This window comes from Hymenobacter chitinivorans DSM 11115 (genome assembly GCF_002797555.1).
Classification (GTDB): domain Bacteria; phylum Bacteroidota; class Bacteroidia; order Cytophagales; family Hymenobacteraceae; genus Hymenobacter; species Hymenobacter chitinivorans.
The window spans coordinates 374,894-400,536 of record NZ_PGFA01000004.1 but is presented as its reverse complement, the minus strand read 5'-3'; the positions used below and the strand labels follow the sequence as shown (position 1 = coordinate 400,536).

The window sequence follows — 25,643 nt, the reverse complement described above, 5'->3', positions numbered from 1 at the left end:
TACTGCACAGAAGGAGATTCCTGACTACTAAGCGTGCTCTACGGCCCAGATTGAGTTTACGAAACTGGTTCACCTTGCAACGTTCAGAAAACTCAAAATGGCGATGAGTTTCCTGAACTCCCCTTGGTTCGGAAGATTGCGGTAGAGGCCCTAAGCCTGCCGCCTCATTTTTTCTCGCGCATATACTAGCAAAGCTGAATATTACAATTACCTTATACTCGGCAACTCTGCCACCTCAATCCTATTTTATTTATGTCGTTTCCTGTCCATTTATTGCGCAATCACGCCGATTGCGACGCTGCCAAGGCAGCCCTTACCCGCGAACTGCGCGAGTTCGTTCTCAACGACCAAGTCCTCGATCTGCGCGCCGACAAGTCGGTGGAGCGAGCCGATGACCGGGCCAAGGCCTTGCAGCAGGCCCAGAATGAGGTGACGCGCCTCACCCCACAGGTGGCCGCCATGACGGCCGGCACCCGGGAGCACCGCTACCTCGACCGGCTGCTGACCCAGGCCACGCGCCGAGTCCAGGATTTGAGCCTGCCGCCCGCACCCGGCACCCACACCGCCGTGGATGTCTTTCTGCAAGCCGTAGACGTGCGCCAGGTACAGGTGCAGGTTCCCGAGCTGGAGCAGGCCATTATAGAAGTCACGGCTCACCGTGCCACGCTGGCAGCCTAACCCATCACCGTTATTCACTATACCTATCCGCAACGCCAAACGGCCCGCCTCCTAGTCAGGAAGCGGGCCGTTTTGGGTTTTGGGGACGAACGATGATAGCCGGACGGGCTGAGCCGCCGTTGGCTACACGCCCGCGTCGAGCCGGAGCTGCTTGATCATCTCCTCGCCTAGCTTCCAGGCCTGGGGCCAATCCTTCTCGGGACTCTCGAAAAGCAGCAAGTAGAAGGTGTCGGTAACCGTATTGGCAATGGCCCATTGCTGAATGATCTTAGCGCCGGCGGCCCCATTGGCCACCCGGTAACGCACGCCAAACAGCCGGAGGGGCCCCTGCGACTTGCTTTCCTGGCCCAACACCTGCTGCCCGGCCTTGCGCCCGCTGCTGGCGCTGAAGGCCTGGGCGTAAGCCGCCGCCGCCTGCTTGGATTTGACCGTCATTTGCCGCACCACGTTCAGCGACATGCCGGTTTGAAACTGGCCGCCGGCCACGATTCGCTCCCGGGTCAGAAAGTAGGCCTGGGCGTCGCGGCTGGTTTCGGCCTTGTAGTTCCAGGTGTAGGGTAGCAGCATGGCCGCCTTCACCTCCGGCAGCAGCTGCCACTTAAAGCCCATGGGCGCGGCAGCCTGACTCGCGGTCGGAGCAGGCACCCGCGTCGGCGACGTGGGCGTTTGGGCAGCAGTCGGGCTTGCCAGCAGCAAACTGTAGACAACGAGCAAGCAGGAGCGGTCCATGGAGGTTGAGCAGTAGTGGAGACCTGTTATACGGAGCAGCCCGGCAGTAGTAGCGGCTCACGCATCCGGTGCCTGCGCAGAACGAGCAAATCGGTAGCCCGCTGCCCTGGCAACTGTCGCCGCAGCCTAATAAAAACTGGGGTACAATTTCACCCCAAAAAACAAGGCCCACCTCCTTGCGGAAGCGGGCCTTGCGTAACTTGTAACAGCGTATCCTTAGCCGCGGCTGGCCGCCAGGGCTTCGGCCCCACCCACGATTTCGAGAATCTCGGTGGTAATGGCCGCCTGACGCGTGCGGTTGTAAGTCAGCTTGAGCGACTTGAGCAACTCCCCGGCGTTGTCGGTGGCTTTATCCATGGCCGTCATGCGGGCCCCGTGCTCCGACGCGTTGCTTTCCAGTACGGCCTTGTAGAGCTGCACTTTCAAGGACTGCGGAATCAGGGTCTGCACGATTTCTTCTTTCGAGGGCTCGAAGATGTAGTCCACGTTCGAAGCAGCGGCGGCCGTAGCGGGAGCTTCGGCTGGTACCAGGGGCAACAGCTGCTCGGCCCGCACGATTTGCGTCGCCACGTTCTTGAACTCGTTGTAGACCATCGTTACTTCATCGAACTGGCCCGTGCGGAAGCCTTCCATAGCTTCTTCGGCCGCGGCGCGCACCGTGTCGAAGGAGAGCTGACTGAAGACGTGGGTGTAGTTGCCCAGCACCGGACCACGCTTCACGAAGTACTCGTGGGCGCGCTTGCCGATGGCCAGCACCGTAATGTTACCGGCCGCCGCCTGAGCAGCATACCGCTCCGCAATCAGGGCATTCACCCCTTTGAAGATGTTGCTGTTGAAAGCCCCGGCCAGGCCCCGGTCCGACGTAATGGCGATAATCAGCACGCGGCGCACCTCGCGCTGCACACCGTACTCGCTTACCACGTCGTCGCCGGCCAGGCTGGTGAGGTTGCTCAGAATGCTGTTGAGCCGCTGGGCGTAGGGGCGCATGCGCAGGATGTTGTCCTGGGCGCGCCGCAGCTTGGCCGCCGCCACCATTTTCATGGCTTTGGTGATCTGCTGCGTGCTCTGCACCGATACAATGCGGTTGCGGACTTCTTTTAAGCTAGCCATTTGCGTTGAATGTTGATTGTTAGTTGCTGATTGTTGATTGTTGAACGACTCGGCTTGTGGCGCGACTCATTTAACAATCAACAACCAACAATCAACCAATTACTTAGAAGCGTAAACCGCCGACAGGTCTTTGGCAACCTGACGGATGGCGCCGGTGATGTTGTCATCCAGCTTGCCAGCCTTCAGCGCCTTGAGCTCCTCGGGGTGGCGCGACTGCATCACCTGACGGAACTCGGTTTCGAAGGCCCGAACCTTGTCTACGGGCACCTGGTCGAGCAGACCGTTGGTGGCGGCGTAGATGATGGCCACCTGATCTTCCACCTTTACGGGCGAGAACTGGGGCTGCTTCAGGATTTCGAGGTTGCGACGGCCCCGCTCAATGGTGAGCTTGGTCGAGGCATCGAGGTCGGAGCCGAACTTGGCGAAGGCTTCCAGCTCGCGGAACTGAGCCTGGTCGAGCTTCAGCGTACCGGCCACTTTCTTCATCGACTTGATCTGGGCGTTACCACCTACGCGCGATACCGAGATACCAACGTTAATGGCGGGACGCACACCCGAGTTGAAAAGGTTGGTTTCGAGGAAGATCTGACCGTCCGTAATCGAAATTACGTTCGTCGGGATATAGGCCGAAACGTCACCAGCCTGGGTTTCGATGATGGGCAGAGCCGTCAGCGAGCCACCACCTTTCACCAAGTGCTTGATGCTCGGGGGCAGGTCGTTCATATCGGCCGCAATCGTGTCGGAAGAGTTGATCTTCGCGGCGCGCTCCAACAGACGGCTGTGCAGGTAGAATACGTCACCGGGATAGGCCTCACGTCCGGGAGGACGACGCAGCAGCAGCGACACTTCGCGGTACGCTACGGCCTGCTTCGACAAGTCGTCGTACACCACCAGGGCGGGACGACCCGTGTCGCGGAAGAATTCGCCGATGGCGGCACCGGTGAAGGGAGCAAAGAACTGCATCGGAGCCGGGTCGGAAGCCGAAGCGGCTACTACCACGGTGTAATCCATGGCGCCGCCGCGCTGCAGGGCGTTTACGACCTGGGCTACGGTCGAAGCTTTCTGGCCTACGGCTACGTAGATGCAGAAAACCGGCTCGCCGCGCTCAAAGAACTCGCGCTGGTTCAGGATGGCGTCAAGCGCTACCGTCGACTTACCCGTCTGACGGTCGCCGATGATGAGCTCCCGCTGGCCCCGGCCGATCGGAATCATGGCGTCGATAGCCTTGATACCGGTCTGCATGGGCTCGGTTACGGGCTGACGGTAGATTACACCGGGCGCCTTACGCTCCAGGGGCATATCGAACGTATCGCCGGCAATCGGGCCGCGGCCGTCGATCGGCTGACCGAGCGTGTTCACTACGCGCCCGATGATACCTTCACCAACCTGGATCGAAGCAATCTTATTGGTCCGCTTTACGGTGGCGCCTTCCCGGATTTCGCTGTAGTCGCCGAGCATTACGGCCCCTACGTTGTCTTCTTCCAGGTTGAGAACCAGCGCTTGCAGGCCGTTTTCAAATTCAATCAATTCCCCCGACTGGGCATTGCCCAGCCCGTAGATGCGGGCTACACCGTCACCAACCTGCAGAACCGTACCAACCTCTTCGAGTTCGGCTTCAGTCTTGAAGTTGGACAGCTGCTCCCGCAGAATGGCGGATACTTCATCCGGACGCACGTCTGCCATGTTGTTAATTTATATGGTGTTGGTAGGGGTTCTCTTTAAAAGAATTGCGCAGCTTGCGCAAGCTGTTGCGAACCGACTCGTCGAGCTGACGGTCGCCGACCCGCAGGATGAAGCCACCGATCAGCGACTCATCAACCGTTTCTTCGAGCGTAACGTTCTGCAAACCCGACTGTTCGCGAACAATCTTATTGAGCTGCTCGCGCAGCTCGGGGGCTAGCGGGGCGGCCGTGGTAACCTGGGCTACCTGCATGCCGCGCAGCGCGTCGTACTGCGACTGAAACTCGGTAGCTACCCATTCGAGGGCACTTTCGCGCTTGTGCTGGGTGATGATGGAGAAAAACTTCTCCGTCATTTCCGTCACTTTGCCGCCGAAAATGGCCCGCAGAATCGCCAGCTTCTTATCGGATTTCACGATGGGATTGCGCAGCAGCAAGCGCAGGTCACGGTTCTGGTCCAGCGCTTTGCGGAACAGGTCCATGTCGAGCTTTACTTGCTCCAGCGTTCCACGCTCCTCGGCCAAATCCAGCAAGGACTTGGCGTAGCGGGAGGCAACTCGTTGTTCTGACATCGTTCTTAGTATTGAGTAGCTGGTAGTTGGTGCGGAGAAGCAAGTCGGAAAACCGTCTGACTACTCAGTACCGAGTACTCACTACTAATTCAACTTTACATCCTTCAGGTACGAGTCCACGAGTTGCTGCTGGGAGCCGGAATCAGCCAGCTCACGGCGCAGGATGCGCTCAGCAATGTCGATGGAAAGCTTGGCGGCGGTGTTTTTCACCTCCGTCAGGGCAGCGTGTTTCTCGTTCTGAATGGCTTCGCGGGCCTGCATGATCATGCGGCTGCCTTCTTCGGTGGCCTTGCTCTTGGCCTGCTCGATGAGCTGGTTGGCCATCATGGTGGCTTCCTGCATCATCTTGTCGCGCTCCATACGGGCTTCGGCAATGAGTTTTTCGTTACCGGCTTTGAGCTGCTGCATTTCCAGCTTGGCCTGGTCGGCCATGCGCAGGGCGCTTTCAATCGAATCCTCGCGCTCTTTGAGGGAGCCAAGAATGGGTTTCCAAGCAAATTTGGCCAGCAGGAACAGCACGATGAGGAAAATCACCAGCTGCCAGAAGATCAGACCAATATTGGGGGTTATCAATTCCATATACTCAGAGTAGAAAGTGGGAGTATCGAGGAGAAGAAAGGCTGCTTACGAGCCTTTCCAGCAACCCAAAAAAGCCAAGTCAGCCCGCCGCGCCGTGCGCCGAAGCGATGCGCAGCGGGCTGCTTAGCATTGCCCCTAGCTCTAGAGGTTGAACGAAATCAGCAAGCAAACTACTACTGCGAACAGACCCAGACCTTCGATCAGAGCCGCTACGATCAGCATAGCCGTTTGAATTTTGCCGGAAGCTTCTGGCTGGCGGCCGATGGCCTCCATAGCGCTACCACCGATACGGCCGATACCCAGGCCTACGCCCAGAGCAACCAGGCCAGCACCAATACCGGCACCCATTACAGCCAGACCAACAGAATTCGCAACCTGCAACAACAGAGAAAGAAGCATAAAACAGAAATTAGAGAGAAGTGAAAAACGAAAAAATCAGGGTGAGGAAAACTTAGTGAGCCGCGCGAGCAGCGTGGGCTTCGTCGGCACCGTCGCCGCCGCCCATCTGGTAGTCCGCATCGTGGTGCTCTTCCACGGCGCCGCCGATGTACATGGCGGTGAGCAGGGTGAAGATGTAGGCCTGCAGAATGGCGACCAGCAGCTCCAGCACGTTGATGAACAGGCCGAAAGCCAGCGTCACGGGGCTGATGAAAATGCTCTTGAAGATGAAGATGAGCGAGATGAAGCTCAGGATTACAATGTGGCCAGCGGTGATGTTGGCGAACAGACGCACCATCAGGGAGAAGGGCTTTACCACGACGCCGATGAGTTCCACGGGAATCATGATGGGCAGCAGGGCCTTCGGTACGCCGGGCGTGGCGAAGATGTGGTGCCAGTAGTTGGAATTGGAGCTGGCCAGGGTGATGATCAGCGTCATCAGGGCCAGTACCATCGTCACGGCAATGTTGCCGGTGAGGTTAGCGGCACCCGGCATGAGGCCCAGCAGGTTGTTGAACCAGATGAAGAAGAAGATGGTCAGCAGGTAGGGCATGTAGCGCTCATACTTGGGGCCGATGGACTTCTTGGCCACTTCGTCGCGGATGAACACGACGATGGGCTCGAAGAACGACTGCACGCCGCGGGGGGCACCACCGTGGTTTTTGCGGTAGCCACGGGCTACGGCCGTAAACACGAGCAGCAGAATGATACCGCTCAGAATAAGCGAGGCCACGTTTTTGGTAATCGAAAAATCGTATACCTTGCCACCGTCTTCGGCTACGAGGTGCTCGTGCTCCAGCTTCAGGCCGTTGTAGACTTTACCTTCGGCCAGGTTCGAGGACGAGAAAACACTCAGGCCCTTGGCGGGTTGGTAGGCAATAACGGGCAGCGGAATGGTGAAGTGCGTGCCGTGCTCTTCGTCGCCGAGGGTGGCGAAATGCCATTCGTGCGCGTCCCCGATGTGGTGCAGAATCATCTCCCCGGGGCTGAAGGCCTCCTTGTCGGTTGCTTCGGCCTGGGTTGCGACGGGTTCGTTGGCAAACACAGGAAGCGAAAGAATGCAGAAGAGAGCTATCAGTAAACGCTTCATTCAAAGAGGGTTAGGGTGGTGCTCACAAAACCTTCACAATTGGCTTTCACCCGGTTTTGAAAACGGGCGCAAGTTACTCAGGATGCTCCAGATTTCAAACCCGGCAAACAAGAAATACAGCAGGAAGAAGCTCCCGAGGAAGGTCCAGGTGCCGTGCCCCTCTTTGGCACCTCCTTTATATAGGTAGATCATGACCAGGGCCACCGACAAGAGCAGGCGCACGACCATGCCCCCGAAAAAAGCCACCATAAAGCCGTCGGGGTTGGCTTTGAGCAGCAGGGCCGTCAGCCAGTAGGTCAGGGCAGTAAGCACGGCGAAGAAGCCGAAGACGTAGTAAGCCAGCGGGTGAATGACGGCCGCGCCGAACTGCATCTGCAGGCCGTACATAATGGCCCAGAGGACGACGCAGAAAATCAAGAAGTTGCGGAGAAACTGCACGGCGTAGAATTCTATTCGTTGCGGGAAAGGGAGCGAATGACCTGGTAGGTGGCCGCAATCAGGCCGAAGACCATCAGGCCGATGGTGTACCAGGGCTTGTCGTTGTGGGTATACTCGTCGAGCTTGACGCCGCCCCAAGCGCAGACGCCTATTATAGCCAGCATCTGAAAGCCCAGGCCGGAATATTTGGCAAAGGCCCGTAGCCGGTCGGTTTCGTTGGGGTCTTGGGGCGAAGAAGGAGCAGCGGCCATGGCGGGAGCAGGTTTGGGGGTGCGAAAGTATTGATTTTCCGGCCGCTGACGCGCGGCCGGATTGCCAGATACGCAGGCAAAGGGCGGCGGCTACGGAAAAACCGTAATTTTACCCAACGTGCTGCGTTGTAGAAGCAGTGCCCTCCGGCCCGAACGAACGAATCGGCCGAGGTTGCGCGTTTGAATCTGCACCTCCAGGCCTCGACCCCACTATCTGCTTTGACACAGTATCCGCTTTTCCGCCTGCTTTTTGCCCCGGTTGCCCTGCTGCTGGGCGTGGCGGCCTGCTCTTCGGAACGCAAGTCCCTGGTGGGCCACGCCTACGAGAACGTCGTGGCCCGCGACAATGGCTTCTTCCTGGCCCGTGAAAAGCTGCGCGCCACCGAGGAAACCTTATACAAAGCCCGCGTCAACGACTATAACCGGGTGCTGCCGCTGTTTCCGACCCTGGATGACGCTACCGTGGGCCGGGTCACGGCCGACCTGGACGACATCATCAAGAAAGCCTCCCTACCGATTCAGCACCGGCCCGGCTCCGACTGGACCGATGACAGCTATTTGGTAATTGGCAAGGCGCGCTTCTATAAGAAGGAGTATGAAGACGCGGGCAAGACCTTTAAGTACGTCAACACGACCACCAAGGACCCCAACGCCAAGCACGAGGCGCTGATCTGGCTGATGCGCACGTTTCTGGCCCTGAAGGAGTACGACAATGCCGCCGCCGTTTCGGATATTCTGGACAAAGAGCAAGGGGTGGAGCAAAATGCCCGGGAGCTGTTCCTGACCCGGGCCGAGTACTTTCTGCTGACCGGTGACCAGAAACAGGCCATCGTCAACCTGGAAAAGGCCATTCCTTATATCTCGCCCAAGAATGAACAGTCGCGCACGCGCTACATTCTGGCCCAGCTGTATCAGGCGGGCGGGCAGGACAAGGAAGCTTACGCCCAGTTGAACAAGATTCTGAAGAAAAACCCACCCTACGAGCTGGACTTCTTCTCGAAGCTGATGCTGGGCCAGGTGTCGGATTTGAACGCCACCGACCGGGCCCGCCTGGATAAGTATTTTGCCAAGCTGCTCAAGGACACCAAGAACAAGGAGTATACCGACAAGATATACTACGAAATGGCGCGGCTGGAATACCGGCAGCAGCAGTACGACAAAGCCCTGACCCTGCTGCGCAAAGCCGCCCGGGCCAACGGCAGCAACCGGGCGCAGAAGTCTTACACCTACCTGCTGGCGGGCCGCATCTACTACGAGAACCTGCAGAAATACCGCCTGGCCGCCGCCTACTACGACAGCACGGTGCAGAACATGGACCGCGCGGCGCCCGAATATGCAGCCACGGCCGAGCGAAGCGACATTCTCAAGGAATTCGCCAAGCAGATTACCACCATCGAAACCCAGGACAGCCTGCAGACCCTGGCCCGGCTCGACTCGGCGGCGCTGCGCACCCAGCTGCTGACCTTTGCCACGGCCGAAGTAACGGCCCGCAAAAAGGAAGCCGACCGGATTGCAGCCCAGCAGGAACTCACGGCCCGACAGGAGCAGCAGGCCGCCAGTGGCGTAAACTCCCTGCGGCCCGGCGAATCGACCGTGGACCCTTTGGCTTTGGCCAACGGCGTGGGGGGAGCCCTGTTTTACTTTGACAACCCAACAGCACTGAGCACGGCCAAGGCCGAGTTTGTGCGGCGTTGGGGCGACCGGCAGCTGCAGGATAATTGGCGCACGAGCAGCCAGGTTTCGTCGTCGCCGGCTACGGTCCAGGGCGGCAACGTACCTTTATCCATTGCCGGAGGCAGCAGCACCCGCGTCAACCCGGCCGGGGATGCTACGCTGCCCGCCGCCGTGGACCCCGAAGCCCAGGCCCGGCAACTGGCAGCCACCTACCGCCAAAACCTGCCCCTGACCGAAGCCCAGATGCAGGCCTCGCAGAAGCTGGTGGAGGAGGCACTGTTTGCCTTGGGGGCCATCTACAGCCAGCAGCTGAAGGAGCCGACCCGGGCCGCCGAAACCTACGAGAAGCTGGTGACCCGCTTCCCGCAGAGCAAGCACAACCCAGAGGTTTTCTACAGCCTGTATTTGCTGTACAAAGAGCTGAACGACCCCAAGGCCGAGGCCTACGCCCAGCGCCTGCGCCAGGAGTACCCTAACTCGTCGTATGCCCGCCTGGTGGCCGACCCGGAATACCTGCGGCGCACCTCCATTGCCAACGAGCAGGTGGCCGTGCAGCTAGATTCGGCATTTGCCTTTTACAAGAAGCAGGAGTTTAAAAAGGCCACGGCCGTCCTGGCCCGGACCAAAAAGCAGAATCCGGTCAGTGACCTGAATGACCGGGTGGATTACCTGAGCACCCTGCTCGTTATCCGGACCCAGCCCCCGGCGGCGGCCAAAGTGGCCGTGGAGAAGTTCTCGAAGACGTATCCGGAAAGTCCGCTCAGCGGGCAGGCCCGGGAACTGCTGGCCAGCTACAAGCGCTACGAGGAAGGGCAAATTGCCGGGGCGCTGGCCTCAACCGACAAGCCCGTCGTTTCCATGTTCCGGCCCGGCGAGGTAGATAACCGGATGCGGATATACTACGACGAGGTTTCGGCGGCACCCAAAACCGTCCCTGCTCCTGCCCTGCCCCTGCCCACGGTGCCGGCTCCGGCAACCGACCCAGCGTCTAAAGCTACTCCCGCTCCAGCAGCAACACCCCCCGCGCCCGAAACCAAGGCACCGGTGACCAAGAAGGAGCCCGTTTCGAAGAAGGCCCCAGCCAAAAAAGGCGCGCCGGCAACTGCCCCTGCCCCCGCCACTACTACGCTGGCTGAGCCCGTCACGACTACGCCCTCCCCTACCCCGACGGCCCCGGCCACGCCCGCCCCGGAACCGGTGAAGCCGGCCACGCCCTACGCCTCTAACCTGGCCGCCGGGCACGCCGTAGTACTGGCCTTCCCGAAAGGCGCTGCCCCCGCCCAGGCGCTGCCCGCCCAGCTGGCAACCTACAACAGCCGCTTTTACCGCGTCAATAACTTGCAGGTGCAGCAGGTGGTGCTCGGCGACACGATGGACCTGGTGGTGGTACAATCCTTGCCGGGCGCCAAAGTGGCCCAGAGCTACGCCCTCAAGTTGCGCGGGCCCCAGTCGCCGCTGGCCAAATTGCGCGGGGCGGGTTACCAAACCCTCATTATTGGTATTGATAACCTGCCGCTGCTGCTGCAAAGCAAGGATGTAAAAGAGTATCAGCGCTTCTACGAGAAGACCTACAAATAATTCTGAATGGTGAATCCTGAAGGCTGAATTGCCTTACTCCACAAGGCCAAGCTCGATTCATAATTCCCCATTCATAATTCAACATTCCCTAAATGGCCTACCCCGCCACCAAGCCCAAGAATATCCGCAAACCCCAGCGCCCGGGCCGCTTCACCGGCCTTACCCGCACCCTCTGGTTTCTGTTTGGGGGCGGCGTACTGGGCCTGATTCTGTATATCCTGGCCGTCAGCGTCAACTTCCTGAACCTGTTTGGGCGCATGCCCAACCTCAAGACGCTGGAAAACCCTAAAAGTGAGCTGGCCTCCGAAATCTACTCGGCCGACGGCGTGCTGATGGGCAAATACTTCCGCGAAAACCGCACGCCCGTCGACTACGAAGATCTGCCCCAGAACCTAATTGACGCCCTGATTGCCACCGAAGATGTGCGTTTTGAGGGCCATTCCGGCATCGACTTCAAAGGCCTGTTTGCCATTCCCTACTACGTAGCTACCGGCCGGAGCCGGGGCTCGAGCACCCTCACCCAGCAGCTGGCCAAAGTGCTGTTCCGCACCCGCGGCGACCTGAACGACGGCACCCTGAATGACGTGCCCGGGCTGCGCATGCTCATCATCAAGACCAAGGAGTGGATTATGGCCGTGCGGCTGGAGCGCAGCTATACCAAGCGCGAAATCATGCGCATGTACCTTAATACCAATGACTTTGGCTCCAACGCCTTTGGTATCAATGTGGCCGCCAAGACGTTCTTTAATAAGTCGCCGAAAAACCTGACTCTGGAAGAGTCGGCCTTGATGGTGGGGGTGCTCAACGCGCCTTCGCGCTACAGCCCGGTGCAGAACCCCGAACGGGCCAAGGTGCGCCGCAACTGGGTGCTCTACCAGATGCGCAAGTACAACTACATCACGCCCGAGGAGCATGCCCTGGCCGCCGCCAAGCCCATTGTGCTGCACTACAGCGTCGAAAACTCGAACAAGGGCATTGCGCCCTATTTCCGCGCCGAGGTCAGCAAGGCGCTGCTGCAGTGGGCCAAGGAAACTGACCACGACCTGTATGCCGACGGCCTGAAGATCTACACCACGGTGGATTCCCGGATGCAGAAGTACGCCGAATCGGCGGTGGCCGAGCACATGCGGCAACAGCAGAAGCTCTTCGACGCCCACTGGAAAGGTCAGCTGCCCTGGCGCGACGAAAATGGCCGTATCATTCCCAACTTCCTGCAAACCTCGATTAAGCGCACCGAGCGGTACCGCTCCCTCGACAACCGCTTCGACGGCAACAAGGACTCCATCAACTACTACTTGAAAAAGAAGTATAAGATGATGGTCTTTTCGTGGAAGGGCGAGAAGGAAGTCCTGATGTCGCCGCTCGACTCGTTGGCCTACTACAAACGCTACCTGCACGCCGGATTTATGGCCATGAACCCGCTCAATGGCCAAATCAAGGCCTGGGTGGGTGGTACTAACTTCAAGTACTTCAAGTATGACCACGTGAAGCAGGGCAAGCGGCAGCCCGGCTCGACTTTCAAGCCAATTGTGTATACGGCGGCCATCGACCAAGGCTACTCGCCCTGCTACCAGCGCCCCGACATTGCCACGACCTTTCCGGCCGTAGCGGGCCGCGCGCCTTACACGCCCAAGAACTTCGAAGGCGGCTTCTCCGGCCGTACCTTTACCTTGCGCCAGGCCCTGGCCCGGTCCATGAACTCGATTACGGCTTGGCTGGTGCAGAAATTGGGGCCCGAAACAGTAGTTTCCTACGCCAAGCGCCTCGGCATCACCTCCCCCATCGAAGCCGTACCGGCCGTGGGCTTCGGCTCCAGCGACGTGAGTATCTACGAGCTAAGCGGGGCCTACAGTACTTTCGTCAACAAGGGCGTGTGGACAGCCCCGATGATGGTAACGCGCATCGAGGACAAGAATGGCAACGTACTCCGCGAATTTGTGCCCCAGACGCGCGAGGCCCTCAGCGAGGAAACGGCCTACCTGATGACCTACATGCTGCAGGCCGCCACCACGGAGCAGGGCGGCACTTCGGTTATTCTTAAGACGGGCTTCAAGTTTCCCTACGAAATCGGGGCCAAGACCGGTACCACGAGCAACTACTCCGATGCCTGGTTTATGGGCGTCACACCCGACCTGGTGTGCGGCATGTGGGTCGGCGGCGAAGACCGCAGCATTCACTTCCGCAACGGCTCCTACGGACAGGGCGCCCGGGCAGCACTGCCCATCTACGGTCTGTTCATGCGCAAAGTGTACGCCGATAAGAGCATCGGCGTCAGCACCAGCCCCTTCCCCAAGCCCGAGCAGCCACTGTCCATCGAAATCGACTGCAGCAAGTACTACGGCGGGCAGCGCGACACGATTCCCTACGACCAGAAGCTCAACCAAACCGACCTGCAGGATATCGACGAGGAAGATATTTAAACCAAGCCCGTAGCTTCGCAAGAGTCTAAATTCAGAGTGGCAGGCGGTTTTCGTCTGCCACTTTGCGTTTCTGAGCCGGCCGTATACTATCCTTGCCTGACCGAATTATCCCAACCTCTGCTTTGTTTTAGGAGTTACATCCCTACTCCGCTCCCGTCCTATTTTTCCTATGGCTGCCAAAGACCATCTGCAAGAACAAATCCGCCACCTGCCCCATCGGCCGGGCATTTACAAATTCTTTGACGACGAAGGCATTATCTACGTCGGCAAGGCTATCGACATTCGCAAGCGGGTCAGCAGCTACTTCAACAAGCAGGACCATAACAAGAAGACTCAGCAGCTGGTGCGCAACATCAAGCGCATCGAGTTTACCATCGTGGATAGTGAGTCGGATGCCTTTTTGCTGGAAAACAACCTCATCAAGCAGAATCAGCCCAAGTACAACATCCTGCTCAAGGATGGCAAAACTTACCCCTACCTCTGCCTGACCAACGAGCGTTTCCCCAGGCTGCTGCCCACCCGCAAGAAAATCAACGACGGCTCGCGCTACTACGGCCCCTACGCCAACCTGACGGCCATGAACATCCTGCTGGAGCTGATTCGGGCCCTGTACCCGCTGCGCACCTGCACCTACAACCTGTCCCGTGAGAACGTAGAAGCCGGCAAGTTCAAGGTCTGCTTGGAATACCACCTCGGCAACTGCAAAGGCCCGTGTGAAAACCTGGTCGATGAGGATTCCTACAACCAGAACATCCAGCAGATCCGCAATATCCTGAGCGGCAACCTGAGCGTGCCCAAGGCCTACTTCAAGGAGAAAATGATGGCCGCCGCCCAGGACCAGCAGTTCGAGCTGGCCCATTCATTCAAGCAGAAGCTCGACCGGCTCGATGAGTTCCAGGCCAAGTCGACGGTGGTAAACGCCTCCTTGTCCAACATCGACGTCTTCAGCATTGCCGCCAACGAGAAAAGCGCCTTTATCAACTACCTCAAGGTGATGAACGGGGCCATTATCCTGACCCAATCGGTGGAAGTGCAGAAGAAGCTCGACGAAACCGACGCTGAAATCCTGGCCCCAATGATTATGCAGATGCGGGAGGAGTTCGAAAGCCAGTCGCGCGAAATCCTGGTTAACGTAGCCTTGCCCGACTTGCCCATTGCCAATGCCACTGTCACCGTGCCCCAGATCGGCGACAAGCGCAAGCTCCTGGAGCTCTCCATCAAGAACGTCATGTACCTGCGCAAGGAGAAGGAAAGCATGAACGACCGGTCCAAGGACCTCAACGAGGTGCGCATCATGGAAACCATCAAGAAGGATTTGCGCCTTACGGAGCTTCCTAAGCACATCGAATGCTTTGACAACTCCAACTTCCAGGGCGACAATCCGGTGGCCGCTATGGTGTGTTTCCGCAACGCTAAGCCCAGCAAGAAAGACTACCGCCACTACCACATTAAGACCGTCGTGGGCCCCAATGACTTCGACTCGATGTACGAAGTCGTCACCCGCCGCTACCGGCGCCTGGTCGATGAAGGCGCCTCGCTGCCCCAACTCGTCATTGTCGACGGTGGCAAGGGCCAGCTCAGCATGGCCGTCAAAGCCCTCAAGGACCTCAACCTCTGGGGCCAGATTCCGGTCATCGGCATTGCTAAGCGCCTGGAGGAAATCTACGTTCCCAATGACCCACTGCCGCTCTACATCGACAAGAAAAGCGAGTCCCTGCGTTTGTTTCAGCGCATGCGCGACGAAGTGCACCGCTTCGGTATTACCTTCCACCGCAGCCGCCGCGACGCCGCGACACTCAAAACCGAGTTGACCGACGTGAAAGGCCTGGGCCCCGTGACGGCCGAAAAGCTGCTGACCAAGTTTAAGTCCGTCAAGAAAATCAAGGAGCTAACCGAAGCCCAGCTGATTGAAGAAGTTGGCAAAGCCAAAGCCCGGATTCTACTTAATTATTTCAGCGAGCAAGAAGCTGCTGAAACTAGCCCGGCAGCGGAGTAGCTACTAAACTAGTAAGCAAACAAAAAGGCCCGACGCATGCGCCGGGCCTTTTTGCTAATCAGTAAGCTAAGCTATTAGAAGCTCCACAGGTTGTACTCGTACTCGATGAGGTCCGAAGCAGCCTGCTGGGCAGCGAGGATACCCTGCTGTGGCCCGCCGTATACTTCGTCGAGACGTGAGTCGTTCGGGTTCGAAACCTTCACGATGTAGGAGTTGAACAGCCACAGTTCGAAAGCATCCGCCAGATTTTTGTGCTGGGCGTCGTTCTGGGAGTTAAACCAGATAGCTTTATCCGGATTAGCCCGGAATACGCGCACCAGGTCGCTGTATTTGAAAGTGCCAATCGGCGTTTCAATACCCGATACGTTCGAGCTCAGCGTGGAAGGAACGAGCAACGTAACGGTTTTGATGTCGTGATACATCCGTGACCGTTTCTTGTCAAAGATCATATCCTCTTTCAATTCCATCTGGTACAAGTCCTTGTAGCGGTACTCGTAGCTTGGCGGAGCAGCGGGAGCTTTCGGCTTAGAAGCCGTCTTCTTGCTGCCTTTCTTTTTAGGAGCACCCCAATCGTCGTCTGAGGTTTCGTCGGTGAAACCAGCAGCCTTTTCTTCTTCACTCAGACCGGCGCTAGCCTCTACATAAGACATCCGGCCCGATACTTCCGTGGGAGTAAAGGTAGAGGTCAGCGAGTCATTGCGGTAGGCCTGGAGTTCACCGCGCTTCACGGCTTCCAGAATTACCCGGCTGATTTCTTTGCCCTCCGAGAACATGGGCTTGTTCTGCTTTTCGCGAAGGTCAACCGCACGCCAGATCGTCTTGCGGAACATGATGTCCGAATTCGGAATCGGGCGGTACGAGCCGTTGCTGCTGGCGGTCGTAGCTTGTTCCTGAGCCGATGCTGAGACCGACAGCGTCAGGCTGGCCGCCAAAGCGGCGAAGGAGAGGAATTTGTTCATACCGTGGTAATCAAAAAAGCGCTGCGGTTAGTTCAGAAGAATAACGCTTACAGCAACGGAATATTGAACTGCTTCGCTACGTTTACTTCTTCCTGCTGATCCTGGAAGTTCAAGCGACGAACTTCTTTCACTTCGATGTAGAGACGGTCGCCTTCGCGGGCCGAGTTTACTACGTCGTTCAGGTTAGCCTCGGGGCCGTTGATGGTGCGGGTCGGAATAGCGGGACGCTTACCACGAACCAGAGTCACTTCGTAGCGAGTTACGCGGTAACGAGCATCCTCAGGCAGGAAAGTGGCAAAGCCAGCATCCGGAACCGCTTTCAGGCTCATGTTGCGAACAGCCGTGATGGGCGTACCCTGCTTCTCGTTAGCCTCGCGGCCACCGACGATGCACTTAATCTCGGGCTTGGGAATCGGACGAACCTGGAAGGTCTGCGAACCAATTGCGTTGCCACCGCTGCTTACGTTCAGGGTTACTTCGCGCGAGTTAGGCACCAGCGTTACTTCACCGGTTTTAGCACCGCTGATAACCGAAGCACCCGAGGCCGAGAAGCCTGGCTTGTACTGCGCACCCAAAGCGGGTACCTGTACGCTCAGCTTGTTGCCGCACTTGAAGTACAGCGCCTGCACCGAAGCCGACTGAATCTGCATTACGGGCTTGGTTACCGTGTAAGGAACCGTCACCTTGAAGGTCGTGTCGCGGCCATTCTGCTTGAAGCGGATGGTACCAGTCCACTGGGCCTTGGCGTTGCCGGAAGCATCAAACGAGCCGGGGCGAGCCGTGAATTCTACTTTGCCTTTACCATCGGGACCAACTGCCAGCGGGCTGCCGTTCAGGGTCATCGAAGGCTTGAGGCCAGTAGCCGAAGCCGTTAGGAACAGCTCCGCTTTGTACTTGGTACCGGCAGCCACCGTGTTGGACTCCGCACTGGCGAAAGCGCCAACCTTGTCGAATACGATGATGTTGCCACCAACCTTAGCCGACTGAGCAGCCAGAGCGTCTGACTCGTACTTCAGTACTTCGGCTTCTTTCTGCGCCAGGGTAGCCAGAGCAGCTACTACGGGCGTGTTTTCAAAGTTCAACTCAGCAAAGTTCTTGTTGCGCTGTTCTTTGTCCGTAACCATTGGATCTTCTTTGGCATCGAGTGCCAGAGGAGCGATACCAGGAACGAATTTGCCGATGTACGAAGAATACTCATTGAGCTTGTTCTTCATCTCATAAGCTACACCGTCCTTTTTGCCACCCAACATGGTTTCGGCCACCTTGTCTTCGGCGCTCATGTTTTTGAACTCGTTCTTGCCCTTGTTTTCAGTGGCCGCCAGGAGTTTTTCACGAACGGTGCCCAGGTAAGCAATCATATCCTGGGTAGTCTTGCGAATCTCTTCGCTTTGCTTCAGCACAGCAAGGTCACTGGCTTGGTTGCGGTTTTTCTCAACCTGAGCCTGAATGCCTTTTACCGTACCATCGTTCGACTTCGAAACCTTATTGTTGATAGCAGAAAGGCTGTCGTCGAGGAACTTGAATTTGAGCAGTATTGCTGAGTTTACTTGAAGGGCCAGAAGGGCAGTCAGTACCAGGTACATCATGCCAATCATCTTCTGCCTTGGAGTTTCTTTTCCTCCCGCCATCGTGGTCGTGCCTAGTCTATATGTATTGGACGGAAACTATTGCTACGCTATGATTAGCTGGTAGCACGCATAGCGTTGAGCATGTTGCCATACACCCGGTTCAACGAACCCAGGTTGCTGGTCAACTGAGTCACTTCCTGCTTGAACTGGTCGGTTTCCTTGCCAGCTTCGGTCAGGTTCTCCATGGCCTGGCTCAGGGTGCCATAGAACTTGTTCATAGACTTCAGGTGCGTGTTGGCATCCTGCAGTTCCATTTCGTACACTGCGTTCAGAGCGCCCAAGTTCTTGGTCACGTTCTGCACCTGCAGGTGGTACTCTTTAGCATCGGCCGTAGCACTCGACATAGCGGTGATGGCTTCTACCGTGTTCGAGTAAGCATCGTTGATGCGCTCCAGCGACTGAGCAGCCGAACGAACCTTGGTCGTATACTCCTCGGTAGCGTTGGTAGCGTCGCCCAGGGAAGAAAGCTGCTGCGTGGTCGTCGACAGACGGTTCAGGCCAGCACCCAGGGAAGAAATAGCTTCGGGCGTTACGTTAGCATCCTTCAGCATGTCGTCCAATTTCTTGGTCAGACCCTTGCTGTTGTTGTCTGTAGCGGCAAAGCTCTTATTGCCCGTCGAAGGATCATATCCTTCGCTCAACTCGGGATAAACCAGCGACCAGTCGGGCTCATGCGAGGTAGGCTGGAATGCGCTGAGTAGGAAAATCAATGCTTCAGTGCCGAGACCAACGATGAGCATTTCGCTAGCGCCATCCCAGTGCTGAATTTTAAACAAAGCCCCGACGATTACGACTGCGGCCCCGATGCCGTACACCTTGGGCATAACCACGTCATACAGGAAACTACCGCCTTTTGCTGCCATTTGAATTTGATTGAAAGAATTTGTTGAGTGATGATGTAAAAGCGAGGGAGGGGGGTGGGTATTGAGTTTTCCTAGAGAGCCGATCCAATCTGAATCATGGCCGTGCGGAAACCAATGTAGGAGCGAGCGGAATCCTGGTATTCAAAGTTGCGAGTACCAGTTTCCAGGAAGTAAGAAATGTCTTTCCAAGAGCCGCCACGTACTACTTTGCGGGGCTCATTGTCGTCGGGGTTCGTGGGGTTCATATCCCATACTACCGGTACCGAGGCCTCCATGTAGGCATCGTCGCACCACTCGGCTACGTTGCCCGACATGTCGTACAGGCCGAAGTCGTTCGGGAAGAAGGCGCCAACGGGAGCCGTGTAAGCATACCCATCGCTAGCGTAGTCGCCACGGCCTGGCTTGAAGTTAGCCAGCATGCAGCCTTTCGAGTTACGCAGGTAAGGACCGCCCCAGGGGTAGGTAGCCAAGTCGCGGCCACCGCGGGCGGCGTACTCCCACTCAGCCTCGGAAGGCAAGCGGAAGTTAGGCGTAGGAGCCAAGCCAGCTTCGGCGTTAGCAGCGTTTTTGTTCTTGGTGCGCCAGTTGCAGAAGTACTTGGCGGCAAACCAGTCAACCCCAACTACCGGATAGTCGTCGAAAGCGGGGTGAGTATAATAGTACTCCATCAGCGGATCACCCATGTGGTAGGTGAAGTCCCGAACCCATACGGTAGTGTCAGGATAGAGCTCCGTCATCACATACTCCTCGCCTAGCACGTCGATAGAGTCCTGGCGGATAGCGTTCATGAACTGACGGTACTCATTGTTGGTAATCTCCGTCTCATCCATGTAGAAGCCAGCGATAGTCACCTGCTTGTTCATGTTGACCATGGACGCCGAGATGTCCTGATCGGTTTGACCCATGTGGAACGTCCCGCCGGGGCAGGGTACCATGCCAAAGGGAACTTCCTGCGGATTGAACTCGGGGCGGTCCTCCGCTCCGACCAAATCGCCTTGCGGTCCTTTGCCGAAACCACAGCCTCCCAGAAACAGCGCCGACAGGGCTACGAGAGGCAATACGAGAAACTTGTTCATGTTAAGGAAAAAAAGACTGTTCAGGCGGCGATACCCTAAGATTACAATTTAACGAGCCGGCAAATCTAGCGAATATTACATTCGTTCGCAAGCCCGTCGCCCAATGCTTAGCTTTTGTCTACGAACCGGGGTAGATACCGGTTAAACGATGGAAAGCAGAGAGTTAGTGTAAAAGCCCCACAAATTAACCATTCTCACTACCAACGAACCAACAATCTTAAATTATCCCCCCGAAATTAGAAGCTGTATCGGGGTGTACGGATAGCTGGACGGGTAGCTGGACCGGGCTTGGGCAGCCGGTAAGAGAGCATAATTTCGTGGGAGCTGAATGCACGTGCTTCTTGATTAAATGCAATAAAGTCAAATGCGTAGCCAAAGCGCAAAGCATTGTCTTTAGCAAAGCTCATGCCTAACATGCCTGTAATTGACTCATCGTAGCGGTACCCCACTCCTCCCCAGAACTTATCGTTGAGCGTAGCGCGCACGCCGGCTTCGTACGAGTTGTTCTTGAAAGTGAATTTGTTATTGTCACCAAACTTCCCGGGTAATACCATCTTCACAAGAGCCGTGGGGGTAACGACAACGGACGGAGAAGCCTCGATATTGTAGCCAGCGGTCAGATAGGCGTGATTTTCACCAATCACCTTGGCGCTGTTCGTTCCTCCCTCACTTTTAAACCGGTATTCGGCTCGCAACAAGTTGTTTGTGCTCAGACCGGCATAGAGCTTATCCGACTCATACCAGACCCCTATGCCAGCATCGAACTTTTGATCTGAGCCATCCCGGGGTACGGCGGCATCCGGTTTCTCATCGGCCGGACGGTATTGGCCCTTGCTTAGGTGATTGAAGATGCCTTGAACGCCGATACCTAGTTTACCTTCTCCCACCTTCAGGTGTTTGGAGTATGATAGCTGCACGTTCGTAATACTCGACTGCGCTATTCTGTCGCGGAACACGCTAAGCCCAATGCCGCCCCCAACAGCGGCAACTGGCAAGGAGGCACTAAGGGTATAGGTCTGGGGCGAGCCGCCGTCGTCGAAGGTGGCATTGTATCCCAGATATTGATAGCGCCCAAGCGTTGTAATTTCTCCCTGGCCCTTTATACCAGCATAGGCTGGGTTCAGGTACATCCCGTTGAAGCCATAATGGCTAAACTGCGGCTGTTGTTGAGCAAAGGCAACAGAGAAAGTTGCGGAGCTCAGCAGTATAGAAAGTAGAGTTCTTTTCATCGAACTGTCTGATTTATGGCCTGTTAGGGCTGGGGCGGGCCAAAGTAGCTCTTTCCAAATGTATACAAAAAACCCTCTGTAACAAATCTGTGAAACAAACAAGCGGACGGGCTTTTTAGTGCCCGTCCGCTTGTTTTACGTGTTAAGCGTTTTGTTTGCCGCTTTTACTTTTCTCTTTTCCTACATCAGGCCCGTGATGCAGGCGAATATAAGCTTCTATTGCCCCCGTCATCGACGGAGCATTGGGCTGCGGCGCTTCAATATCTAGTTCTAGGCCAGCATCTAAAACCGCTTTGGCGGTAGTAGGTCCAAAAGCGGCGATACGCGTCCCATTCTGCTCAAAATCGGGGAAGTTGATAAACAGGGAGCTAATGCCGGAAGGACTGAAAAACGCAATACAGTCGTACTTCACGTCCGAGAGGTCGGACAAGTCGCTGGCCACAGTGTGGTAGATGACGGCTTCCGTGAACTTAAAGTTATTGGCCCGCATAAACTCCGGAATATCGTCTTTGCGAATATCGGAGCAGGGATACAGAAACTTTTCGCCCTTGTGCTTCTTGATAACATCAAACAGGTCGGCGGCCGTGCGCTGGCCCACGAAGAGCTTGCGCTTACGCAGCACAATGTACTTTTGCAAGTAATTGGCAGTTTGCTCCGAAATGCAGAAATACTTCATTTCGGCCGGCATTTCCAGCTTGGCTTCCTGACAAATGCGGAAGAAGTGGTCGACGGCATTGCGGCTGGTGAAAATAACTGCCGTATGCTCGGCGATGTTGACTTTCTCCTTGCGGAAGTCCTTGTAGGAAACGGGGTCGACCTGGATGAACTCACGGAAGTCAACTTTGATACCGTACTTCTCGGCAATGCTGAAGTAGGGGGAGACGTCGTTTGTGGGCTTAGGCTGGGTAACCAGGATGCTGGAAATACGCTTCGCGTGACGGCCCGTCCCCGGTTTGTCTGTGCTCTCGGCCATAGGGTAAAAGAAAGAGTAAAGCTAAGGCAATAAGGCGGCGTTGAAGTAGTAGAAGAGCTTCTGCGACAGAGAGATTAGTAAGTAAATACAATCAATTTGAGCAGAATGATCAAGGGAATCACTTCTGTGGCGCAAAGGTACGAAAACAAATGCAGATTTAGTAAAGACGCGCGCCGGTGCAACGTGCGCCCAATGCGGATGACCGTACCAATCAACATCAAGGAAACCACCCCGTTGGATACCCACAAGACAGTTTCAGGCAAGGTCTGGTTCAGTCCGAGGTAGAGGAGCATGACCCCCGGCAGGAAAAGTCCCATGAACAAAATGGTGCGCATAAACTCGCGGTACTGCACCATGACCAATTGGGTTACGTCGAAAATGTAGCCCATTACCTCCAGAAATAAGTATTTGCCGAGCACAAAGGAGGCAATCAGGATGGCGTAGAACAAAACGCGCACTACAATGGCCGACTCGGGCACGTCGAACAGGCGACGCAGAATAATAATACTCTGAATATTGGTGTGAATAGCCACCAAAAGCAAGGCAAATGACAGCGAAAACACCATCACCAGCAGCAGATTGAGCCAGGTTACGGTGGGCTTGGTCAGGAAGTCCTGGTCATTAGTGGGCTTACCCCACAGCCCTTCGAAGTGGTAGATGCGGGCAAAGCCGGGCTGGTAGGCCGAACGGATGCTGCCGTAGAGCAAACCGATAAGCAGCAGGAAGCACAGAAAAACATTCTGCCCCTGGTGCCCCCGCGGCAAGGGCTGCACAGCAACGGCTGGGGCCGCGCTTTTGTTGGCCGTGCGCACAGTGGGCAAGGCATTGGTGAAAGTTGATAGGTTGGGAGGCGTTTCGGGGTGCCACACGCAGAGCAAATGCGGGCCGGGGCCTGCACCGGCTGGCAGCAACCGGGCAACGTCGAGCGTGTAGGAGGCGGAAGAAGCCGCAGAAAAAACCAGCCGATTGTCCAGAAAAACACTCAGGCCTTTGGGAGCGGCAAAGCTGATGGAGAAGGGGCGACTGGGTCGCACGGAAACCCATTGGTAATACGCCAGGGCCGGGCTGTGATAATCGGGCAGGTAAAGTACTAAGCGGTTGCGCGCCGCGTCGTGGATCAGCCAGTCGGATGATAAGCCACCCTTGGCAGCTGGAGGAAGAGGCCGGTACTCGGCGGCCAAGCCAGTGGCGCATGTAAGAGCCAGGAGCAGGCCTAGCAGGCAGCGCATGTAGCGAGAGAAACTCGAACCAGCCATTTGCGCTAGAGGTGGGTGCTTAGGAAGCAACGCGCTGCTGGGCACTACGGCTCTGGTAGACGCCCAGAAAGATGCTGATCAGCACGGAAAACCCTACCAAGCAACCAATGAGCAGCATGTTGCCGAGGGCCGCGAAGTTGATGACAAACAGAATTACAACCAGGTTGAGCAAGCCAAGTAGCATAACGGTGCTGATTTGCTGGAAGCCCATAGCCAGAATCCGGTGGTGCACGTGGTTTTTATCCGGGGAGAAGGGCGAGCGGCCGGCCATCATGCGCACGATAAATACCCGCAGCGTGTCGAATAGAGGCACGAATAAAATGCCAATGGCCACGGCCGGGGAGGAAGTAGAAAAAGGCCCACCCACCTTCAAACCCATTTCGATGAACTGAATCGTGAGGATGGAGACGATAAAGCCGCAAACCAAGGAGCCTGTGTCGCCCATGAAGATACTGGCCCGGTGAAAGTTATAGCGCAGAAAGCCCAGCATGCCGCCAATCAGGCAGACGGATACGAAGACGTAGTTGCCGTACCCCGCCCCACCGTAGCGGGCAAAGTAGTAGCCGTAGGTGCTGGTGATAATCAGGACGATGGTACCGGCTAGGCCGTCGAGACCATCAATGAGGTTGATGGCGTTGGTAATGCCGACAATGGCTAGAAAGGTGAAGGCGTAGCTGATGCCAATGGGCAGCTCGTGAATGCCAAGGATGCCCTGAAAGCTGGTGACGCGGATATCAGCCATAATCATGACCACGCCGGTGGCCAGCAGTTGGCCCACAAACTTCTTGGAAACCGAAATACTCACCAAGTCATCTTTCAGCCCCACGAAGAACAATACGATGCAACCGGCCAGCAGCTGCTGAATTCCGTTGCCGAGGTCGGCGAAAATAGTCAGGGCCGACATGAACCCCGCAAACACGGCCACGCCGCCGAGCCGGGGCGTGAGGGATTCGTGCACGGTACGCACGTTGGGCGTATCGAGCATATTCTTCAGGTGGGCAATGTAAATAATGGACGGCACCGCAAACAGTGCTACCAAAAATGCCCAGAGAAAGGACAACCCCAACTGAATTCCGAGTGCATTCATCACGTATCGGCTCAAAATTAAGCAAATAGCCAGGACTTTTCACCTCCCGCCGTCTGCGAATAGTAGGTTAGCTATGCAGCACGCCTTCACGGTCTAGCAAAGCAATATGAATCAGGTTGGCGGCAACTATCGAATCGGGAACGAAGATGAACTTCTTGTCGAAGATCTGGGAGCCCCGGTAGTAGCTTACCCAGTACTGATTGTTGAGGTGAAACAACGCGGGGTCGATGGGCTCAATGGGCACGGCCGTATGCGGTTCGACTTCCAGGATAACGTGCCGCAGCGTAGAGGTTCGGACGTTTTCCCCGTCGCTCTGCACTCCGTAGCCGTTGGAACTGACGATGACGTTGCTCAGCGGATAGGGGTTGTGGTTGAGCAGGTACACCTGCCAAGTCGCCACTGCTTCTTCAGCAGCGCCCACTTGGTCGGGAACAATGGCAATGGATACCCCCTCTACCGGGTCGAAGGAAATATGTTCTTTCATGAATCAGGCAACATAGAATTCGGCGCCGAAGACGTGGGCCAGATGACGTACCAGCCGCTGCTCTACTTCGGGCAACGGCACCGCGCGGCCCAGCTCCTGCTGCAGCGACGTCACTGCTTTGTCGGTGATGCCGCAGGGCACGATGTAGCCGAAATACGAGAGGTCGGAGTTGATGTTCAGGGCAAAGCCGTGCATAGTCACCCAACGGCTGCACTTGACGCCCATGGCGCAGATTTTACGCGGGTTGGGGGCGCCTTCCGCAAAGTCGAGCCAGACGCCGGTGAGGCCGGCAATGCGGCCGGCCGACAGGCCGTAGTCGGCCAGGGTCAGGATAACGGCTTCTTCAAGCAGGCGCAGGTAGCGGTGAATGTCGGTGAAGAAATTCTCCAGGTCCAGAATGGGGTAGCCCACCAGCTGGCCGGGGCCGTGGTAGGTGATGTCGCCGCCGCGGTTGATGCGGTGAAACGTGGCGCCGTGCCGGGCCAGGCCTTCGGCGTCGAGCAGCAGGTGCTCGGGCTTACCACTTTTGCCCAGAGTGTACACGTGCGGGTGTTGGCAGAGCAGCAGGTAGTTGGGCGTGGGCTCGGGGGCCCGGCCTTCCTCAGCCGCCTGACGGTTGCGGGTCTTGATGGCCAGCGTGGAAGCCAGCAGCTCCTCCTGGTAGGCCCAGGTCGTTTCGTAGTCGGCCAGGCCCAGGGAGCGGACTTCCACCCACCGGCCCGGCACCAGCGGCGCGGCGGCCACGGGCGAGGACTCAGGAGTTGATGCGGTGCAGGAACTGTATTGGGACATAATCAACTCAGGGAAAGACCAAACAACCGACGCTTCCGCGGCAGAGCGGATGATGACCGGCCAG

At 56.9% G+C, this 25,643-nt stretch carries 23 protein-coding genes; 4 read left to right on the top strand and 19 right to left on the bottom strand.

The genetic code is table 11. From position 1 onward, the window contains the following. Positions 1 to 252: 252 nt before the first annotated feature. Positions 253 to 678 carry a hypothetical protein gene (locus CLV45_RS21670; protein ID WP_157807723.1) on the top strand — a complete coding sequence of 142 codons (426 nt, stop codon included), beginning with the start codon at positions 253 to 255 and terminating at the stop codon, positions 676 to 678. 123 nt (positions 679 to 801) lie between these two features. On the opposite strand, the gene CLV45_RS21665 is transcribed toward CLV45_RS21670, so the two are convergent. From CLV45_RS21665 to CLV45_RS21625, 9 genes are all read right to left on the bottom strand, one after another. Beyond that, positions 802 to 1,407 carry a hypothetical protein gene (locus tag CLV45_RS21665; RefSeq protein WP_157807722.1) on the bottom strand — a complete coding sequence of 202 codons (606 nt, stop codon included), beginning with the start codon at positions 1,405 to 1,407 and terminating at the stop codon, positions 802 to 804. 216 nt (positions 1,408 to 1,623) lie between these two features. After that, positions 1,624 to 2,517, bottom strand: a complete 894-nt coding sequence (gene atpG / locus CLV45_RS21660) for an ATP synthase F1 subunit gamma (RefSeq protein WP_100338574.1) — start codon at positions 2,515 to 2,517, stop codon at positions 1,624 to 1,626. Between the two features lie 99 nt (positions 2,518 to 2,616). Further along, complete coding sequence (gene atpA, locus CLV45_RS21655; protein WP_100338573.1) at positions 2,617 to 4,200, bottom strand: F0F1 ATP synthase subunit alpha; 1,584 nt, start codon at positions 4,198 to 4,200, stop codon at positions 2,617 to 2,619. Between the two features lie 4 nt (positions 4,201 to 4,204). Next, on the bottom strand, positions 4,205 to 4,768 hold the full coding sequence (gene atpH, locus CLV45_RS21650) for an ATP synthase F1 subunit delta (protein ID WP_100338572.1): 564 nt from the start codon (positions 4,766 to 4,768) through the stop codon (positions 4,205 to 4,207). 84 nt (positions 4,769 to 4,852) lie between these two features. Further along, the gene (locus CLV45_RS21645; RefSeq protein WP_100338571.1) at positions 4,853 to 5,347 is read right to left on the bottom strand and encodes a F0F1 ATP synthase subunit B; all 495 of its coding nucleotides are present in this window, start codon (positions 5,345 to 5,347) and stop codon (positions 4,853 to 4,855) included. Between the two features lie 141 nt (positions 5,348 to 5,488). After that, a complete protein-coding gene (gene atpE, locus CLV45_RS21640; protein WP_100338570.1) occupies positions 5,489 to 5,746 on the bottom strand; it encodes an ATP synthase F0 subunit C in 258 nt (85 codons plus the stop codon). Positions 5,747 to 5,798: 52 nt separating this feature from the next. Continuing rightward, entirely contained in the window at positions 5,799 to 6,875 is a 1,077-nt protein-coding gene (gene atpB, locus CLV45_RS21635) for a F0F1 ATP synthase subunit A (RefSeq protein ID WP_100338569.1), read from the bottom strand. 33 nt (positions 6,876 to 6,908) lie between these two features. Next, positions 6,909 to 7,313 carry a hypothetical protein gene (locus CLV45_RS21630; protein WP_100338568.1) on the bottom strand — a complete coding sequence of 135 codons (405 nt, stop codon included), beginning with the start codon at positions 7,311 to 7,313 and terminating at the stop codon, positions 6,909 to 6,911. A gap of 11 nt (positions 7,314 to 7,324) precedes the next feature. Beyond that, entirely contained in the window at positions 7,325 to 7,564 is a 240-nt protein-coding gene (locus CLV45_RS21625) for an AtpZ/AtpI family protein (RefSeq protein ID WP_100338567.1), read from the bottom strand. A gap of 219 nt (positions 7,565 to 7,783) precedes the next feature. Here CLV45_RS21625 and porW point away from each other — a divergent pair, with 219 nt between their 5' ends. The 3 genes from porW (at position 7,784) to uvrC (ending at position 15,232) form a co-directional block, all read left to right on the top strand. Continuing rightward, the gene (gene porW, locus CLV45_RS21620; RefSeq protein ID WP_100338566.1) at positions 7,784 to 10,816 is read left to right on the top strand and encodes a type IX secretion system periplasmic lipoprotein PorW/SprE; all 3,033 of its coding nucleotides are present in this window, start codon (positions 7,784 to 7,786) and stop codon (positions 10,814 to 10,816) included. A gap of 92 nt (positions 10,817 to 10,908) precedes the next feature. Beyond that, the gene (locus CLV45_RS21615; RefSeq protein ID WP_100338565.1) at positions 10,909 to 13,236 is read left to right on the top strand and encodes a penicillin-binding protein 1A; all 2,328 of its coding nucleotides are present in this window, start codon (positions 10,909 to 10,911) and stop codon (positions 13,234 to 13,236) included. A 169-nt stretch (positions 13,237 to 13,405) separates the two neighbouring features. Then, a complete protein-coding gene (uvrC, locus tag CLV45_RS21610) occupies positions 13,406 to 15,232 on the top strand; it encodes an excinuclease ABC subunit UvrC (RefSeq protein WP_100338564.1) in 1,827 nt (608 codons plus the stop codon). A gap of 74 nt (positions 15,233 to 15,306) precedes the next feature. Here uvrC and porN read toward each other — a convergent pair whose 3' ends face one another. The 10 genes from porN to lipB form a co-directional block, all read right to left on the bottom strand. Further along, positions 15,307 to 16,191, bottom strand: coding sequence for a type IX secretion system ring subunit PorN/GldN (gene porN / locus CLV45_RS21605; protein ID WP_100338563.1), 885 nt, complete (start codon positions 16,189 to 16,191; stop codon positions 15,307 to 15,309). Between the two features lie 47 nt (positions 16,192 to 16,238). Beyond that, complete coding sequence (gene porM / locus CLV45_RS21600; protein ID WP_100338562.1) at positions 16,239 to 17,819, bottom strand: type IX secretion system motor protein PorM/GldM; 1,581 nt, start codon at positions 17,817 to 17,819, stop codon at positions 16,239 to 16,241. Positions 17,820 to 17,872: 53 nt separating this feature from the next. After that, entirely contained in the window at positions 17,873 to 18,643 is a 771-nt protein-coding gene (gene porL / locus CLV45_RS21595; RefSeq protein ID WP_245882947.1) for a type IX secretion system motor protein PorL/GldL, read from the bottom strand. A 110-nt stretch (positions 18,644 to 18,753) separates the two neighbouring features. Continuing rightward, positions 18,754 to 19,758 carry a T9SS ring complex lipoprotein PorK/GldK gene (porK, locus tag CLV45_RS21590; RefSeq protein WP_100338560.1) on the bottom strand — a complete coding sequence of 335 codons (1,005 nt, stop codon included), beginning with the start codon at positions 19,756 to 19,758 and terminating at the stop codon, positions 18,754 to 18,756. A gap of 236 nt (positions 19,759 to 19,994) precedes the next feature. After that, the gene (locus CLV45_RS21585) at positions 19,995 to 20,987 is read right to left on the bottom strand and encodes a PorP/SprF family type IX secretion system membrane protein (protein ID WP_100338559.1); all 993 of its coding nucleotides are present in this window, start codon (positions 20,985 to 20,987) and stop codon (positions 19,995 to 19,997) included. Between the two features lie 142 nt (positions 20,988 to 21,129). Then, the gene (locus tag CLV45_RS21580) at positions 21,130 to 21,960 is read right to left on the bottom strand and encodes a uroporphyrinogen-III synthase (RefSeq protein ID WP_100338558.1); all 831 of its coding nucleotides are present in this window, start codon (positions 21,958 to 21,960) and stop codon (positions 21,130 to 21,132) included. Positions 21,961 to 22,034: 74 nt separating this feature from the next. Continuing rightward, complete coding sequence (locus CLV45_RS21575; RefSeq protein WP_157807720.1) at positions 22,035 to 23,189, bottom strand: DUF4271 domain-containing protein; 1,155 nt, start codon at positions 23,187 to 23,189, stop codon at positions 22,035 to 22,037. Between the two features lie 46 nt (positions 23,190 to 23,235). Beyond that, complete coding sequence (locus tag CLV45_RS21570; RefSeq protein ID WP_245882946.1) at positions 23,236 to 24,255, bottom strand: MraY family glycosyltransferase; 1,020 nt, start codon at positions 24,253 to 24,255, stop codon at positions 23,236 to 23,238. Positions 24,256 to 24,370: 115 nt separating this feature from the next. Then, entirely contained in the window at positions 24,371 to 24,787 is a 417-nt protein-coding gene (locus CLV45_RS21565; protein ID WP_100338556.1) for a hypothetical protein, read from the bottom strand. Between the two features lie 3 nt (positions 24,788 to 24,790). After that, the gene (gene lipB, locus CLV45_RS21560) at positions 24,791 to 25,579 is read right to left on the bottom strand and encodes a lipoyl(octanoyl) transferase LipB (RefSeq protein ID WP_100338555.1); all 789 of its coding nucleotides are present in this window, start codon (positions 25,577 to 25,579) and stop codon (positions 24,791 to 24,793) included. Between the last annotated feature and the right edge of the window lie 64 nt (positions 25,580 to 25,643).